Source organism: Streptomyces sp. NRRL F-5755 (assembly GCF_001279365.1).
Classification (GTDB): Bacteria; Actinomycetota; Actinomycetes; order Streptomycetales; family Streptomycetaceae; genus Streptomyces; species Streptomyces rimosus.
This window is the reverse complement of the sequence record NZ_LGCW01000295.1, coordinates 93687-112281: the sequence shown is the minus strand read 5'-3', so window position 1 is coordinate 112281 and position 18595 is coordinate 93687. Positions and strand designations below refer to the sequence as shown.

Below are 18595 nucleotides of genomic sequence, written 5' to 3'. Positions count from 1 at the left end.
AAGAGGGACCATGACCACATCCAGTGAGCAGATCGTCGCGGCCCTCCGCGCGTCGCTGAAGGAAGTCGAGCACCTGCGCCGGCAGAACCGCACCCTCGTCGCCGCGGCCACCGAACCGCTCGCGATCGTGGCGATGAGCTGCCGCTACCCCGGCGGCGTCAACTCGCCCGAGGACCTGTGGGAACTGCTGGCCTCCGGCAAGGACGCGATCGGCGCGTTCCCCACGGACCGCGGCTGGGACCTCGACGCCCTGCGGGACGCCGGGGTCGACCAGCGGGGCAACGCCGTCAGCCAGGAAGGCGGCTTCCTCGACGGCGTGGCCGACTTCGACGCGGACTTCTTCGGGATCTCGCCGCGCGAGTCCCTGACCATGGACCCGCAGCAGCGGCTCCTGCTGGAGACCTCCTGGGAGGCGATCGAGCGGGCCGGCATCGACCCGGTGTCCCTGCGCGGCAGCCGCACCGGCGTGTTCGTCGGCACCAACGGCCAGGACTACGCCTATCTGCTGGTGCGCTCCCTGTCCGACGCCACCGGCGACATCGGCACCGGGATCGCCGCCAGCGCCACCTCCGGGCGGCTGTCCTACACGCTGGGCCTCGAAGGCCCGGCGGTGACGGTCGACACGGCGTGCTCCTCCTCGCTGGTGGCCCTGCACTCGGCGGCCCACGCCCTGCGGGCCGGTGAGTGCTCGCTCGCCCTGGTCGGCGGCGTGAACGTGATGTCGTCACCCGGCTCCCTGATGGAGTTCAGCCGGCAGGGCGGCCTCGCGGCGGACGGCCGGTGCAAGGCGTTCTCCGAGGCCGCCGACGGCACCGGCTGGTCGGAAGGCGTCGGCATGCTCCTCGTCGAGCGGTTGTCCGACGCCCGCCGCAACGGGCACCCCGTGCTCGCCGTCGTGCGGGGCTCGGCCGTCAACCAGGACGGCGCCTCCAACGGCTTCACGGCGCCCAGCGGCCCGTCCCAGCAGCGGGTGATCCGCCAGGCGCTGGCGAGCGCCGGCCTGTCGGCCACCGACGTGGACGTGGTCGAGGCCCATGGCACGGGCACGCCGCTCGGCGACCCGATCGAGGCACAGGCGCTGCTGGCCACCTACGGCCAGGACCGCGACCCCGAGCGCCCGCTGCTGCTCGGCTCGGTGAAGTCCAACCTCGGCCACACGCAGGCCGCGGCCGGGGTCGCCGGGATCATCAAGATGGTGCTGGCGATGCGGCACGGCGTGCTGCCGCAGACCTTGCACGTGGATACGCCGTCGTCGCACGTGGACTGGGCGTCCGGCGCGGTGGAACTGCTGGCCACCGGGCCGCGGGAGTGGCCGGCGGCCGGCCGGCCGTGGCGGGCGGGTGTGTCGTCGTTCGGCATCAGCGGCACCAACGCCCATGTGATCGTGGAACAGGCGGCACCGGCCGACGAACCGGCCCCCGAATCCGAGGTGGCGCCCGCCGTGGTGCCCTGGCCGGTGTCGGCCAGGTCCGAGGAGGCCCTGGCGGCGCAGATCGAGCGGATCTCGGCGCTGCGGGGCGCGTCGTCCCCGGTGGACGTGGGTTTCTCGCTCGCCAACGGCCGTTCGGTCTTCGAGCACCGCGCGGTGCTGCTGGCGCGGTGCCCCGACGGTGAACTGTCCGAGGCGGCCCGGGGCCGCGCGGAGACGGGCCGCTCGCTCGCGGTGCTGTTCTCGGGCCAGGGCGCGCAGCGCGCCGGGATGGGGCGGGAACTGTACGGCCGGTTCGCCGTGTTCGCCGAGGCGCTGGAGGGCTGCGGGACGTGATCTTCGGCGAGGCGGAGGGCCTGGACGAGACCGGGTTCACGCAGCCCGCGCTGTTCGCGGTCGAGGTGGCGCTGTTCCGGCTGGTGGAGTTCTGGGGGGTCCGCCCGGACTACGTGGCGGGGCACTCGATCGGCGAGATCGCCGCCGCGCATGTCGCTGGGGTGCTGTCGCTGGAGGACGCGTGTGCGCTCGTCGCGGCGCGGGCGCGGCTGATGCAGGCGCTGCCGGAGGGCGGCGCGATGGTGGCCGTGCAGGCCGCCGAGGACGAGGTGGCCGGGCGGCTGGTCGACGGGGTGTCGATCGCCGCCGTCAACGGCCCGGAAGCCGTGGTGATCGCCGGGCAGGAAGCCGAAGTGCTGCGGATCGCCGAGGAGTTCACCGGCCAGGGCCGCAAGACCCGCCGCCTGCCGGTGAGCCACTCGCCGCTGATGGACCCGATGCTGGCGGACTTCCGGCAGGTGGCCGAGGGGCTGGCGTACGAGGCCCCGCGTATCCCGCTCGTGTCCAACGTGACCGGCGAGGTGGCCGACGACGAGCTGGTGTGCTCACCCGAGTACTGGGTCCGGCACGTACGGGAGACGGTGCGCTTCGGCGACGGCGTACGCGCGCTGGCCGGCGAAGGCGTCTCGGTCTTCCTGGAGCTGGGCCCGGACGGCGTGCTGACGGCCATGGCCCAGCACACCCTGGACGAGACGGCCGTGACCGTACCCGCCCTCCGCAAGGACCGCCCCGAAGAGACCGCCCTGCTCACCGCGCTGGCACGGCTGCACGTCACCGGTGTCGGCATCGACTGGTCCGGCGTCTTCGACGGCACCGGCGCCCGGCGCGTGGACCTGCCCACCTACCCCTTCCAGCACCAGCGGTACTGGCCTCAGCCCGCCGCGCTCTCCGGAGACGTGACCGGAGCGGGCCTCCAGCCCGCGGAACATCCGCTGCTGGGCGCGACACTGACCGTCGCGGACTCGGGCCAGGTCGTGTTCACCGGCCGGCTGTCGTTGCAGACGTACCCGTGGCTGACCGACCACAAGATGGGCGGCAGCGTCCTCTTCCCGGCCACCGGCTTCCTGGAGCTGGCGATGCGCGCCGGTGACCAGATCGGCTGCGACCGGGTCGAGGAATTCCTGCTGCTGACTCCGCTGGTCCTCACGGCGGAGGGCGCCGCACAGGTCCAGGTGGTGGCAGGAGCCCCCGACGAGACGGGCGCCCGTACGGTCTCGGTGCACTCGCGCCCCGGCGGCGCCGCCGACGAGCCCTGGACCCAGCACGCCGAGGGAACCCTGACCAGCGGCGAGCGCATCGCGGACTTCGGCGTCCGCACCTGGCCCCCGCAGGACGCGGTGGCCGTCGACCTGGAGGGCTTCTACGAGGGGACCGGTTACGGCCCGGCCTTCCAGGGCCTGCGCTCGGTGTGGCAGTACGAGGGCGGGGCCTACGTGGAGGTGGCGCTCCCGGCGCAGGCGGCCGAGGAGGCCGGTTGCTTCGGGCTCCATCCGGCGCTGCTGGACGCGGTGCTCCAGTCCCACCGGATGGCCGGGGTCGGCAGCGAGCACGAGGACGCCCTGCCGTTCGCCTGGCGGGGCGTCTCCCTGCATGCCGGGGGAGCCTCCGTGCTGCGGGCCCGGGTCGCGAAGACCGGTGACGACTCGGTGTCCATCGCGGCCGTCGACATCGAGGGCGCGCCCGTCCTGTCCGCCGAGGCGATGGTGATACGGGCCTACCAGGACCCCGGCACCGGCCGGCCGGCGGGACAGCGCGGCACGGAGCAGGGAACGCTCCTGTCGCTGGACTGGGTGGCGGCACCCGAGGCGGGTTCCACCGAGATCCGGTGCGTCTGCCTGGGCGACGATGAACTCGGAGTGGGCGCATCGGTCGCGTCATTGGCGGACCTGACGGGGGACGAGGACCTGGTGGTCGTCCCGGTGTCCGGCGGCACGGGCGCCGACGTACCCGCCGCGACACACGAAGTGACGGCCCAAGCTCTGGGCGTGCTTCAGGACTGGCTCGGCCGGGAGGAGTCCGGCGCCACGCGTCTGGTGTTCGTCACGCGCGGTGCCGTCTCCGCCGACGAGGGCGAGACCGTACGGGATGTGGCCGCGTCCGCGGTGTGGGGCCTGGTGCGCTCGGCGCAGACGGAGAACCCCGGGCGGATCGCGCTCCTGGACCTCGAAGACGGCTGCGACCCGAAGGACGTACTCGCGGAACTCCCGGGCCTGCCGGCCACCGACGACGCCCAGTTCGTGGTCCGCGACGGCGCCCTCCGAGTGGCACGGCTGGCCTCTCTCAGCGGCAGCGCGGGCCTGCTGCCGCCCGCCGACGTGCCGTGGCGGCTGGACAGCGCGGCCAAGGGCAGCCTGGACAACCTGGTCCTCGCGCCGTGCCCGGACATCCTCGCCCCGCTCACCGAGGGCCAGGTCCGCATCCAGGTCCAGGCCGCGGGCGTCAACTTCCGCGACGTACTGAACGCCCTGGGAATGTACCCGGGCGAGGCCGGGCTGCTGGGCGCCGAGGCCGCCGGTGTGGTGACCGGGACCGGGCCCGGCGTGCACGGACTGCGCCCGGGGGACCGCGTCATGGGCATGGTCTTCGGTGGCTACGGACCGGTGGGCGTGACCGACCAGCGGCTGCTGACCCGTATCCCCGAGGACTGGGCACCCGAGCAGGCGGCGTCGGTGCCGCTGGTCTTCCTGACCGCGCTCTACGCCCTGAAGGACCTCGCCGGTCTGCGGCCCGGTCAGACGATTCTGGTGCACGCCGGAGCCGGCGGTGTCGGTATGGCGGCGATCCAGCTGGCCCGGCACTTCGGTGCCGAGGTGTTCGCCACGGCCAGTGAGGGCAAGTGGGACACGCTGCGCGAACTGGGCGTCGCGGACGACCACATCGCCTCCTCCCGGACCACGGACTTCGAGGAGCGGTTCCGCGCGGTCACCGGCGGCCGCGGCGTGGACGTGGTCCTCAACGCCCTGGCGGGCGAGTTCGTCGACGCCTCCCTGCGGCTGACCGCCCCCGGCGGCCACTTCCTGGAGATGGGCAAGACGGACATCCGCGAGCCCGGGTCCGCAGCCCCGGTCCACTACAAGGCGTTCGACCTCGCCGACGCGGGCCCCGACCGCGTACAGGGGATGCTGACCGAGCTGCTGGAGCTGTTCGGGGCGGGCACGATCCGCCCGCTGCCGGTGGTGACCTGGGACGTGCGGCGCGCGCCGGAGGCGTTCCGGTTCATGAGCCGGGCGCAGCACGTCGGGAAGATCGTGCTGACGCTGCCCCGCGCGTGGGACCCGGACGGCACCGTGCTGATCACCGGCGGCACGGGCGGTCTGGGCGGTGAGCTGGCCCGGCACCTGGTGGCCGAGCGGGGCGTACGGCACCTGCTGCTGGCCAGCCGCAGCGGCCCGGACGCGCCCGGCGCCGAGGAGCTGCGGGCGGAACTGGCCGCGCAGGGCGCCGAGGTGACCATCGTCGCGGGCGATGTGGCCGACCGGGAAGCGGCCACGGGGATCGTGGCTTCGGTGCCCGCCGACCACCCGCTGACCGCCGTCATCCACACCGCCGGCATCCTGGACGACGGTGTGGTGGCGTCGCTGACGCCCGAGCGGCTGTCGGCCGTGCTGCGTCCGAAGGTGGACGCGGCCTGGCATCTGCACGAGGCCACCAAGGACCTCGACCTCGCCGATTTCGTCATGTACTCGTCCGTCTCGGGCATCCTCGGCGGCGCGGGCCAGGGCAACTACGCCGCGGGCAACGTCTTCCTCGACGCACTGGCCCGGCACCGTACGGCACAGGGCCTGCCCGCCCACTCCCTGGCCTGGGGCGCCTGGGCCCCGAGCGGCGGCATGACCGCCACCCTCTCGGACACCGACGTCCAGCGGATCGCCTCCTCCGGAGCCACGCCCCTGACCGTCGCACAGGGACTGGCCCTGTTCGACGCCGCCACCACGACCGACGCGGCACACCTCGTGCCCATCGGACCGGTCACCACCGGCGCCCGGGACCGGGGCGCCGTACCGCCGGTCCTGCGGAACCTCGTCAAGGGCGCCCGGCGTACGGCGGCGGGCGGCGCGGGCGGCGCCGAAGCGGCCGCGACGCTCACCCAACGGCTGCGCGAGGCACGTCCGGAGGAGCGCCTGCGCATCATGACCGACCTCGTACGCACCGAGGCCGCCGCCGTGCTCGGACACGCCTCGGCCAAGGCCATCGACACCCGGCGGGAGTTCAACGAGCTGGGCTTCGACTCGCTGACCTCGGTCGAGCTCCGCAACCGGCTGTCCACCGCCACCGGCCTGCGGCTGAGCGCCACCCTCGTCTTCGACTACCCCAACCCCGCCGCACTCGCCGGTCACCTCGTCCCGCAGCTCGTGGACGAGTCCGCAACGGGTCCCGACCTCCTCGCCGAGCTCGACCGGCTCGACGCCGCACTCGCCGCCGGCGAGCCCGACGCCCGTACCAGGGCCGCCGTCGCCGGGCGCCTGGCGCAGCTCCTGGACGCCTGGCGCGGGGCCCCGGCGGAGGAGGACGGCGAGCAGGTCGCCGAGCGGATCGAGGCCGCCAGCACCGACGAGATCTTCGCCTTCATCGACAACGAGCTCGGCCGGCACAGCGCTCGCTGAATCCGGCCCCCGCACATACACGGAAGGTTCCAGTCATGCCGAACGACAACAAGCTCGTTGACTACCTCAAGTGGGTCACGAACGACTTGCACCAGACCCGCCAACGGCTTCGGGAGGCTGAGTCCGCCAAGCAGGAGCCGATAGCCATCGTCGGCATGTCCTGCCGGCTGCCCGGGGGAGTCCGGTCGCCGGAAGAGCTCTGGCGGATGCTGGACGAGGGCCGCGACGGCATCGCGGCCTTCCCCACGGACCGTGGCTGGAACCTCGACATTCTCAGCGGTGACGGAGGCGGCAGCAGCGCCACCGCCGAAGGCGGCTTCGTGGACGCCGCCTCCTTCGACGCGGGCTTCTTCGGCATCTCGCCCCGCGAGGCCGTGGCGATGGACCCGCAGCAGCGCATCCTGCTGGAGACCTCCTGGGAGGCGTTCGAGCGGGCCGGCATCGACCCGGTGTCCCTGAAAGGCAGCCGGACCGGTGTCTTCGTCGGCACCAGCGGCGTCGACTACATCAACGCGGTGCTGAACTCCCGCGAGGACATCGAGGGCCACGGCAGCACCGGCCTCGCGGGCAGCATCCTGTCCGGCCGGCTCGCCTACAGCTTCGGCCTGGAGGGCCCGGCCCTCACCGTCGACACAGCGTGCTCCTCCTCGCTCGTCTCCCTGCACCTGGCGGCCCACGCGCTGCGCAACGGCGAGTGCACGCTGGCGCTGGCCGGCGGTGTGACGGTGATGTCCACGCCGATGAGCTTCGCCGGCTTCACCCGGCAGGGCGGGCTGGCCGGTGACGGCCGGTGCAAGGCGTTCTCCGACGACGCCGACGGCACCGGGTGGTCCGAGGGCGTCGGCATCGTCGTGGTCGAGCGCCTGTCCGACGCCCGCCGCAACGGCCACGAGATCCTCGCCGTGGTGCGCGGCTCGGCCGTCAACCAGGACGGCGCCTCCAACGGCCTGATGGCACCCAACGGCCCCTCCCAGCAGCGGGTGATCCAGCAGGCGCTGGCGAGCGCCGGACTCACGCCCTCGGACGTGGACGCCGTCGAGGCCCACGGCACCGGCACGACCCTGGGCGACCCGATCGAGGCGCAGGCGCTGCTGGCCGCGTACGGCCAGGACCGCGACCCGGAGCGGCCGCTGCTGCTCGGCTCGGTGAAGTCCAACCTCGGCCACACGCAGGCGGCGGCCGGTGCGGCGGGGCTCATCAAGATGGTCCTGGCGCTGCGGCACGGCGTCCTGCCGAAGACGCTGTACGCCGATGTGCCGTCGTCGCACGTGGACTGGGCGTCCGGCGCGGTCGAGCTGCTGACGGAGTCCCGGGAGTGGCCCGAGTCCGACCGGCCGTGGCGGGCGGGTGTGTCGTCGTTCGGCATCAGCGGCACCAACGCCCACGTCATCCTTGAGCAGGCACCGGCTGCTGCCGAAGAGACCGGTGAGGAGTCCGGCGCGGAGTCCGGCGAGCAGGACGGGAGCGAGCCGAAGGCCGCTGCGGAGGCCGCTCCGGAGCCCGCGACGGTCGTTCCGACGGCCGTGCCGTGGCTGGTCTCCGCCAGGTCCGAGGAAGCCCTCGCCGCCCAGCGCGAGCAGATCACCGCGCTGACCGGCCTGTCGCCCGTCGATCTGGGCTTCTCCCTGGCGACCACCCGCGCGCATCTGGAACACCGCGCGGTCCTGCTGGCCGAGGGCGGCGAAAGCGTCGAGGTGGCGCAGGGCTTCGCCGAGGACACGACCGGGAACGTCGCGGTGCTGTTCTCGGGCCAGGGCGCGCAGCGGGGCTGCGGGACGTGATCTTCGGCGAGGCGGAGGGCCTGGACGAGACCGGGTTCACGCAGCCCGCGCTGTTCGCGGTCGAGGTGGCGCTGTTCCGGCTGACCGAGTCGCTGGGCATCCGGCCGGACTTCGTGGGCGGTCACTCGATCGGTGAGATCGCTGCCGCCCACGTGGCCGGGGTGCTGTCGCTGGAGGACGCGTGTGCGCTCGTCGCGGCGCGGGCGCGGCTCATGCAGGCCCTTCCCGCAGGCGGGGCGATGGTGGCCGTGCAGGCCGCCGAGGAGGAGGTGGCCGGGCGGCTGGTCGACGGGGTGTCGATCGCCGCCGTCAACGGCCCGCAGGCAGTGGTGATCGCGGGGGAGGAGGCCCGGGTTCTGCGGATCGCCGGGGAGCTGGCGGCCGAGGGCCGCAAGACACAGCGCCTGTCGGTGAGCCACGCCTTCCACTCGCCGCTGATGGACCCGATGCTGGACGACTTCCGGCAGGTGGCCGGGGAACTGTCGTACGCGGCCCCGCAGATTCCGCTCGTCTCCAACGTGACCGGGGACCTCGCCGACGGCGAGCTGGTGTGCTCGCCCGAGTACTGGGTCCGGCACGTACGGGAAACGGTGCGCTTCGCGGACGGCGTCCGCGCGCTGGAGGCCGAAGGGGCCTCCGTCTTCCTGGAGCTGGGCCCGGACGGGGTGCTGACGGCGATGGCCCAGCACGGCGCGGACGAGGCCGCGGTCTTCGTCAGCGCCCTGCGCAAGGACCGGCCCGAGGAGTCGGCGCTGCTGACCGCGCTGGCGCGGCTGCACGTCACCGGCGTGCCGGTGGACTGGGCGGCGTGGTTCGCCGGCACCGGCGCCCGCCGCGTGGACCTGCCCACCTACCCCTTCCAGCACCAGCGGTACTGGCCCCGCCCCGCAGCGCTCTCCGGAGACGTGACCGGAGCCGGGCTCCTCCCGGCGGAGCACCCGCTGCTGGGCGTGACCCTCACCCTCGCCGACTCCGGCGAGGTGCTGTTCACCGGCCGGCTGTCGGCGCAGACGTACCCGTGGCTGACCGACCACGCCCTGGGCGGCCGTGTCCTCTTCCCGGCCACCGGCTTCCTGGAACTGGCCCTGCGCGCCGGTGACCAGGCCGGCTGCGACCGGATCGGGGAGTTCGCCCTGCTCGCCCCGCTGGAGCTGGCCGAGGAGGGCGCCGCACAGGTCCAGGTGCTGGTCGGCGCCCCCGACGAGGCGGGCGCCCGTACGGTCTCGGTGTACTCGCGGGCCGAGGGCGCCGCCGACGAGCCGTGGACGCAGCACGCCCAGGGCATCCTGACCAGCGGCGAACGGATCGCGGGCATCGGCTCCGAGATCTGGCCGCCGGAGGGCGCCGTGGTCGTGGACCTGGAGGGCTTCTACGAGGGCACCGGTTACGGCCCGGCCTTCCAGGGGCTGCGCTCGGTGTGGCGGCGCGGTGACGAGATCTTCGTCGAGGCGGCGCTGCCCGGCCAGGTGGCCGAGGAGGCCGGTTCCTTCGGGCTCCATCCCGCACTGCTGGACGCCGTGCTCCAGTCCCACCGGATGGCCGGGATCGGCGACGGCGGCGAACTCCTCCTGCCGTCCGCCTGGCGGGGCGTCTCCCTGCATGCCGGAGGAGCCTCCGTGCTGCGGGCCCGGGTGACGAAGACCGGTGACGACTCGGTGTCCATCGCCGCCGTCGACACCGAGGGCGCGCCCGTCCTGTCCGCCGAGGCGATCGTCCTGAGCAGTCAACTCGACACGTCGGGGCGGGCGTTGACGATGCGGCCGGGCGTGGAGTACGACGGACTGCTGTCGTTGGACTGGGTGGCGGCGCCCGAGGTGGGCTCCACCGAGGTTCGGTGTGTGTCCCTGGGCACCGATGAACTCGGAGTGGGCGCGTCGGTCGCCTCCCTGGCGGACCTGACGGGGGCCGAGGACTTCGTGGTCGTTCCCGTCTCCGGCGACGGTACGGGCGATGATGTGCCCGCCGCGACGCACCAGCTCACCGCCCGGGTTCTGGGCCTGCTCCAGGACTGGGCGGGCCGGGGCGGGGCCGACGCCACGCGTCTGGTGTTCGTCACGCGCGGTGCTGTGTCCGCCGACGAGGGCGAGACCGTACGGGATGTGGCCGCGTCCGCGGTGTGGGGCCTGGTGCGTTCGGCGCAGACGGAGAACCCCGGACGTTTCGTCCTCCTGGACCACGAAGGCGCCGACCCGAGCGGAGTGCTCGCAGCCCTCCCGGGCCTGCTGGCCACCGACGACGCCCAGTTCGTGGTCCGCGACGGCGCCGTTCGCGTGGCACGGCTGGCGCCGCTCGGCAGCCACGCCGGACTGCTCCCGCCCGTACGGACGCCGTGGCGGCTGGACAGTGCGGCCAAGGGCAGCCTGGACAGCCTGGCCCTCACCCCCTGCCCGGAGGTGCGGGAGCCGCTGACCGAGGGCCGGGTGCGTCTCGGGGTCGAGGCCGCCGGCGTCAACTTCCGCGACGTACTGGCCGCCCTGGACATGTACCCGGGCGAGGCCGGGCTGCTGGGCGCCGAGGCCGCCGGTGTGGTGACCGAGACCGGGCCCGGCGTACAGGGCCTGCGTATCGGGGACCGCGTGACGGGCCTGGTCTTCGGCGGTTTCGGCCCGGAAGCCGTCGCCGACGAGCACCTGCTGGCCCGGATTCCCGACGGCTGGACGGCCACCGAAGCCGCCTCCGTACCGATGGTCTTCCTGACCGCGTACTACGCCCTGAAGGACCTCGCCGGTCTGCGGCCCGGTCAGTCGATTCTCGTGCACGCCGGAGCCGGTGGCGTGGGGATGGCGGCGATCCAGCTGGCCCGGCACTTCGGTGCCGAGGTGTTCGCGACGGCCAGTGAGGGCAAGTGGGACACGCTGCGTGAACTGGGCGTCGCGGACGACCACATCGCCTCCTCCCGTACGACCGACTTCGAGGAGCGGTTCCGCGCGGTCACCGAAGGCCGCGGCGTGGACGTCGTCCTCAACGCCCTCACCGGCGAATTCATCGACGCCTCCCTGCGGATCACCGCCCCCGGCGGGCACTTCCTGGAGATGGGGCAGACGGACCTCCGCGACCCCGGATCCGCCGCCGGAGTGCGCTACCGCGCCTTCGACCTCGCGGAAGCGGGCCCGGAGCGCACCCGGGACATGCTCGGCGAACTGCTGGAGCTGTTCACCGCCGAGAAGATCCGCCCGCTGCCGGTGACGACATGGGACGTACGACGGGCCCCCGAGGCGTTCCGGTACATGAGCCGGGCGCAGCACGTCGGGAAGATCGTGCTGACGCTGCCCCGCGCCTGGAACCCGGACGGCACCGTGCTGATCACCGACGGCACGGGCGACCTGGGTGGTGAGCTGGCCCGGCACCTGGTGGCCGAGCGGGGCGTACGGCACCTGCTGCTGGGCGGCCACAGCGGCCCGGACACGCCCGGCGCGAGCGAGCTGGAAGCGGAACTGATCGCGCACGGCGCCGAGGTGACCTTCCTCGACGGCGACCTGGCCGACCGCGATGCGGTGGCCGCCGCCGTCGGCGCGGTACCCGCCGCGCACCCGCTGACCGCCGTCATCCACACCGCCGGCGTCGTCGACGGCGCCGAGGTGACCTCGCTGACGCCCGAGCAACTGTCGGCCGTGCTGCGTCCGAAGGCGGACGCGGCCTGGCACCTGCACGAGGCCACCAAGGACCTCGATCTCGCCGCGTTCGTCATGTACTCGTCCGTTTCGGGCATCCTCGGCAGCGGCGGACACGGCGACTACGCCGCGGGCAACGTCTTCCTCGACGCGCTGGCCCGGCACCGTACGGCACAGGGCCTGCCCGCCCAGTCCCTCGCGTGGGGCGCCTGGGCGACGCCGGACGGGACGACTGGCGCGCCGTCCGCCCCGGAGCGGATCGCGTCGCTCGACGTGCCCCCGCTGCCGGCCGAGCGGGGCGTGGCGCTGTTCGACGCCGCCACCGCGACCGACGCGGCACACCTCGTGCCCATCGGCCCCGTCGCCGCCAACGCCCGTGGCCGCGGCGCCGTACCGCCGGTCCTGCGCGGCCTGGTCAAGGGCGCCCGCCGTACGGCAGCGGGCTCCGCGGGCGGCGCCGCCGCGGCGGCGCGGCTCACCCGGCGGCTGACGGAGCTGAGCGGGGACGAGCGGAGCGCCTTCACGGTCGACCTCGTACGCACCGAGGCCGCCGCCGTGCTCGGGCACGCCTCGGCCAAGGCCATCGACACCCGCCGGGACTTCAACGACCTGGGCTTCGACTCGCTGACCGCCGTCGAACTCCGCAACCGGCTCTCCACCGCCACCGGTCTGCGGCTGCCCGCCACCCTCGTCTTCGACTACCCCAACCCCGTCATCCTCGCCGACCACCTCATCGCCGTCCTGCTCGACGAGCAGGGCGAGGCACGCACCGCCACCGCGGTCACCACGGCATCCGCCGACGACCCGGTCGTCATCGTCGGCATGGCCTGCCGGCTGCCCGGCGGCGTACGGTCCCCGGAGGACCTGTGGCGGCTCGTCACCGACGAGCGCGACGGCATCTCCGCCTTCCCGACCGACCGGGGCTGGGACCTGGAGACCCTGCTCGGCGGGGCCGAGGGCGACCAGGGCCGCAGCTCCGCGTCCAAGGGCGGCTTCCTGGACGGCCTCGGCGACTTCGACGCCCCCTTCTTCGGCATCTCCCCGCGCGAGGCCATGGCGATGGACCCGCAGCAGCGGCTGATGCTGGAAACCTCCTGGGAGGCCGTCGAACGGGCCGGCATCGACCCGGTGTCCCTGCGCGGCACCGAGACCGGCGTCTTCGTCGGCACCAGCGGCTCCGACTACGCCAGCATCCTGATGAACTCCGGTGAGGACGTGGAGGCCCACGCCAGCACCGGCCTCGCGGGCAGCGTCCTGTCCGGCCGGCTGTCCTACACCTTCGGCCTGGAGGGCCCGGCCGTCACCGTCGACACCGCGTGCTCCTCCTCGCTCGTCTCCCTGCACCTGGCGGCCCACGCGCTGCGCAACGGCGAGTGCTCGCTCGCGCTGGCCGGCGGTGTGACGCTGCTGTCCACGCCGATGAGCATCGCCGGATTCAGCCGGCAGGGCGCGCTGGCGACGGACGGCCGGTGCAAGGCGTTCTCCGACGACGCCGACGGCACGAGCTGGGCCGAGGGCGTCGGCGTCCTCGTACTGGAACGGCAGTCCGACGCCCGCCGCAACGGGCACGAGATCCTCGCCGTCGTCCGCGGCTCGGCCGTCAACCAGGACGGCGCCTCCAACGGCCTGACCGCCCCCAACGGCCCCTCCCAGCAGCGCGTCATCGGCCAGGCCCTGGCCAGCGCCGGGCTGTCCACGGACGAGGTGGACGCGGTCGAGGCACACGGCACCGGCACCTCGCTCGGTGACCCCATCGAGGCACAGGCGCTGCTCGCCACCTACGGCCAGGACCGGCCCGAGGGGCAGCCGCTGCTCCTCGGCTCGCTGAAGTCGAACATCGGCCACACCATGGCGGCGGCCGGCGTCTCCGGCGTCATCAAGATGGTCATGGCGCTGCGGCACGGCGTACTGCCGCGCTCCCTGCACATCGACACGCCCTCCTCCCACGTCGACTGGACGGCGGGGGACGTCAGGCTCCTCACCGAGCGGACCGATTGGCCGGACACCGGCCGCCCGCGCCGCGGCGCCGTCTCCTCCTTCGGCATGAGCGGCACCAACGCCCACGCCATCCTCGAACAGGCACCGGCGGACGCCGGGCGGCCGGCCGAGGACACCCGGGCCGCCGAGCCGGGAGCCGTCCCGTGGCTCGTCTCGGGCAAGTCCGCCCAGGCGCTGGACGACGGGATCGGACAGCTTCAGGAGTGGGTCGCCGAGCGGCCGGAACTCGCACCCGCCGACGTGGGCTTCTCGCTGGCCACCGGGCGGCCGCTGTTCGCGCACCGCGCGGTGCTGCTGGACGGTGCCGAGGTGGCGCGCGGCACCGCCGAGGACCGCTCGCTGGCCATGCTCTTCCCGGGCCAGGGCGGACAGCGCATCGGCATGGGCCGCGAGCTGTACGACCGGTTCCCGGCGTTCGCCGAGGCCCTGGACGCGGTACTGGCCCACTTCGACGACGAGCTGCGCGAGGTGATGCGCAGCGACGCGGAGCGGCTGGACCGGACCCGGTTCACCCAGCCGGCCATGTTCGCCATCCAGGTGGCGCTGTTCCGGCTCGTCGAATCCTGGGGCGTACGGCCCGACTTCGTCGGCGGGCACTCGTTCGGCGAAATCGCCGCCGCGCACGTCGCCGGGGTCCTCTCCCTGAAGGACGCCTGCACCCTGGTGGCCGCCCGCGGGCGGCTGATGGGCACCCTGGAGGGCCGGGGCGCCATCATGGTGGCGGTCCAGGCGAGCGAGCAGGAAGTGACCGCGCGGCTGGTCGACGGCGTCTCGATCGCGGCGGTCAACGGACCGGAGTCCGTCGTCATCGCCGGCGACGGGCCCGCCACCCAGCGCGTCGCCGACGCGTTCGCCGCCGAGGGCCGCAAGACGCGGCAGGTGGCGGTGCAGGTCGCCGGCCACTGCCCGCTGATGGACCCGATCCTGGACGAGTTCCGCCAGGTTGCCGAGGGCCTGTCCTACCAGGAGCCGCGCATCCCGCTCGTCTCCACCGTGACCGGCGGGCGGGCCCCGGAGGAGCTGATGTGCTCCGCCGACTACTGGGTCCGCAACGTCCGTGAGCCCGTCCGCTTCGCCGACGCGATCCGCACCCTGGCCGACGAGGACGTCTCGGCGTTCTTGGAGCTGGGCCTCGACGGGGCACTGACGGGCATGGTCCCGCATAACCTGGACGGCACCGCCGTCACCGTCAGCGCCCTGCGCAAGGACCACCCCGAAGAGCCGGCCCTGCTCACCACCCTGGCGCAGCTGCACGTCGCCGGGGTCGACGCGGACTGGGCCCGGATCTTCGACGGCACCGGCGCCCGCCGCGTCGACCTGCCCACCTACCCCTTCCAGCGCCAGCGGTACTGGCCCAAGCGCAGGGCCCTGGCGGGCGATGTGACCTCCGCCGGCCTGCTGCCCACCGAGCACCCGCTGCTCGGCGCGGCGGTGCCGCTGGCGGACGGCGGCGGCACGCTGTTCACCAGCCGGCTGTCGCTGGAAACCCACCCCTGGCTCAAGGACCACGTGGCGGGCGGCACGGCCGTCTTCCCGGCCGCCGGCTTCGTCGAGCTGGCCGTGAGCGCCGGGGACCGGTTCGACTGCGACCGGATCGCCGAACTGACCCTCGACACGCCGCTGGGGCTCACCGACGGCGCGGCCCTGGTGCTCCAGGTGTGGGTCGGCGCCCCCGACGACGACGGCAACCGGCAGATCCGGTTCTTCACGCGTCCCCAGGCCGCGCCGGACGAGCCCTGGGTCCGGCACGCCACCGGCACCCTCGCCGCCGACCGGCACACCGACACCCTCGACGTGTCCGGCTGGCCGCCCAGCGACGCGACCGAAATGGACGTGGACGAGTACTACGAGGGCACCGAATTCGGACCCGCCCTCCAGGGGCTGCGGGCGGTCTGGGTCCGCGACGACGAGACCTTCGTCGAAGCCGAACTCCAGGACGACACCGCCTCCGACGCCCCGTCCTTCGGCCTGCACCCCGCACTGCTCGAAGCGGTCCTGCACGGCACCTCCTTCAGCGGCGTGGGCGACGGGAAGCACATCTCCTACGGCGCCTCCTGGAACGACGTGTCGCTGCACGCCTCCGGCGCCGCGGCCCTGCGGGCACGGATCACGAAGACCGGCGAGGACACCGTCGCCGTCACCGCGGTCGACGCCGCCGGGGAACCCGTGCTGTCGGCCCGCACCGTCACACTGCGCGCGCTGGCCGAAGCCCCCGAGCGCACCGCCCGCGGCCAAAGCCAGAAACTGCTCCGCCTGGAGTGGATCCCCGCACCGCGTACGGAGGACGCGCCGAGCGCCCGGAGCACCGTCCTGGCACCCCTGGGCACCACGTCGCTCGCCGGCCTCACGGACACCCCCGACCTGGTCGTGGTCCCCGTGCCCCGTACGGCGGACGGCTACCCGGAGGCCGTGCACGAGCTGACGACCCAGGCCCTGCTCCTGGTACAGCAGTGGATCGCCGACGAGCGCTTCACCACGTCCCAGATGGTGTTCCTGACCTCCGGCGCCGTCGACGGCGGCGACCTGGTCGGCTCCGCCCTCTGGGGCCTGCTGCGCTCGACGATCGCGGAACACCCCGGCCGTTTCGTGCTGGCCGACGTCGAGGACCCGGACGAGGACGGCGACGACCTCGCCACACTCCTCGACGCCCTGCCGGGCCTGCTGCCCACCGGCGAGACCCAGTTCGTCGTCCGCGACGGCGCGGTGCTCATGGGCCGGCTGGCCTGGCTGCCCGCCGACGCCGGCACCCGGCCGGGGCAGTGGGACCCCGAAGGGACCGTACTGATCACCGGTGGCACCGGCGGCCTGGGCATCGAACTCGCCCGGTACCTGGCCACGACCGGCACCCGGCACCTGCTGCTGGTCAGCCGCAGCGGCCCGGCGGCCCGCGGGGCGGACGAACTGGCCGAAGAGCTGCGGGCCCTCGGCGCGCGGCCCACGATCGCGGCCTGCGACACGGCGGACCCCGCCGCGCTCGCCGGCCTGCTGGCCGCCATCCCCGAGGAGCACCCGCTGACCGCGGTCGTCCACCTCGCCGGCGTCCTCGACGACGGCGTGGTCACCGCGCTGACCCCGGAGCGCCTGACGCCGGTGCTGCGGCCGAAGGTGGACGCCGCCTGGCACCTGCACGAGGCCACCAAGGACCTCGGCCTGTCCGCGTTCATCATGTTCTCCTCCGTCTCCGGTGTGCTGGGCGCCCCGGGCGTGGCCAACTACGCCTCCGCGAACGCCTTCCTCGACGGCCTGATCCGGCACCGCGCCGCCCTGGGCCTGCCGGGCCAGTCACTGGTGTGGGGCCACTGGGACGGCGGCGGCATGGCCGACGCGATGAACCAGGCCACCGTGCAGCGCATGCGCCTCAACGGCATGGCGCCGGTCTCCATCGAGGAGGGCATGGAACTGTTCGACATCGCGCGCGGCTACGCCGAGCCCGTCGTGATGGCGGTGGGCCTGATCCCCGGCGCCCGTGTGCCGGAAGGACAGATCCCGCCGCTCTTCAGGGGGCTGGTGCGGCACAGCAGGCGGACCGCCGTCAACGCCGCGAGCACGTCCGCCTCCCCGGACACCTTCGCCCAGCAGCTGCTGGCGCTGCCGGAGGGGGAGCGCGTACGCCACCTCGTCGACCTCGTCCGTACCGAGGCCGCCACCATCCTCGGCCATGTCTCCGCCGAGGAGATCGAGGCCGGCCGGGACTTCTACGAGCTGGGCATCGACTCGCTGACCTCGATCGAGCTGCGCAACCGGCTCGCCACCGTCACCGGGCTCCAGCTCCCGGCGACCCTGGTCTTCGACAACAAGACCCCCGACGCCCTCGGCGCCCGGCTGCGCAGCGAGTTCGCCGCACAGCCCGGCCTGGGCGGCGGCGAGGGCGGCCTCCTGCTGGCCGGGCCCGACCCCGACTCGCTGGAGCGGATGTTCCTCGACGCCATGGACGAGGGCAGGTTCCCGGAGATCCGGCTCATGCTGCGGGCCCTGACCGGCCTGCGCACGACCTTCGAGAACACGGCCGAACTGGTGGAGCTGCCGCTGCCGACCACGCTCGCCGAGGGCCCCGCCGAGCCGCGGCTGATCTGCATCAGCACACCCACCGCCAATGGCGGCGTCCACGAATACGCCAGGTTCGCCGCGTCCTTCCGGGGCGAGCGGCACGTCAGCGCACTGCCGCTGGTCGGCTTCGCCGCCGGGGAACGGCTGCCCGCCACACCCACCAGCGCGGTCAGGACCATCGCGGAGAGCGCCCTGCGCGCAAGCGACGGCAACCCGTTCATCCTGGTCGGACACTCCTCCGGCGGGGCGTACGCCTACGTGGCCGCCGGGCTGCTGGAGAGCACCTGGGGCATCAAGCCCGAGGCCGTGGTGCTGCTGGACACCGTCAGCATCCGGCACGACGACCGGGAGGACATCGACTACGACAACCTGATGCACCGCAACTTCCTCGCCGACCAGGAATCCCCGGTGCGGGTGACCAACTCCCGGCTGTCCGGGATGGGGCGGTACATGGGCCTGCTCGGGCAGCTCGACGTCCAGCACACCAGCGCACCCGTGCTGATCGTCCGCGCCGCCCGGGAGACCTTCGCCATGGAGGGCACCGCGGCCGTCTCGCCCGACGACACGAAGAGCGACATGCTCCCGTCGGCCGAGGTCCGCATCGTCGACGCGGATCACTTCTCCATGGTCCGCGACCACGCCCCGCAGACCGCGCAGATCGTCAAGGACTGGCTGGCCACCCTCGGCCAGGAATGATCCGGCAGCGGTGACCAGCGCCCCGGCGGGCGGCCACCCGGCCGCCCGCCGGGGCGTATCCGCGCACTCATCTAGGGAAACCCGCAGTCCACC

Annotated in this window: 4 protein-coding genes; all 4 read left to right on the top strand. The window is 73.7% G+C overall.

What is annotated here, in order from left to right:
• The first annotated feature begins 10 nt into the window (after nt 1-10).
• The 4 genes from ADK86_RS45790 to ADK86_RS44950 are packed head-to-tail and all read left to right on the top strand — an operon-like array spanning nt 11 to nt 18502.
• Nucleotides 11-1765, top strand: a complete 1755-nt coding sequence (locus ADK86_RS45790) for a type I polyketide synthase (protein ID WP_063789132.1) — start codon at nt 11-13, stop codon at nt 1763-1765.
• On the top strand, nt 1762-6369 hold the full coding sequence (locus tag ADK86_RS31815; protein ID WP_063789131.1) for an SDR family NAD(P)-dependent oxidoreductase: 4608 nt from the start codon (nt 1762-1764) through the stop codon (nt 6367-6369). The genes ADK86_RS45790 and ADK86_RS31815 overlap by 4 nt, the downstream gene beginning before the upstream one ends.
• A 35-nt stretch (nt 6370-6404) precedes the next feature.
• On the top strand, nt 6405-8150 hold the full coding sequence (locus ADK86_RS45785; RefSeq protein WP_053699704.1) for a beta-ketoacyl synthase N-terminal-like domain-containing protein: 1746 nt from the start codon (nt 6405-6407) through the stop codon (nt 8148-8150).
• Nucleotides 8147-18502 (top strand): type I polyketide synthase, encoded by a 10356-nt coding sequence (locus ADK86_RS44950; protein WP_053699703.1) that lies wholly within the window; start codon nt 8147-8149, stop codon nt 18500-18502. The genes ADK86_RS45785 and ADK86_RS44950 overlap by 4 nt, the downstream gene beginning before the upstream one ends.
• Nucleotides 18503-18595 lie beyond the last annotated feature (93 nt).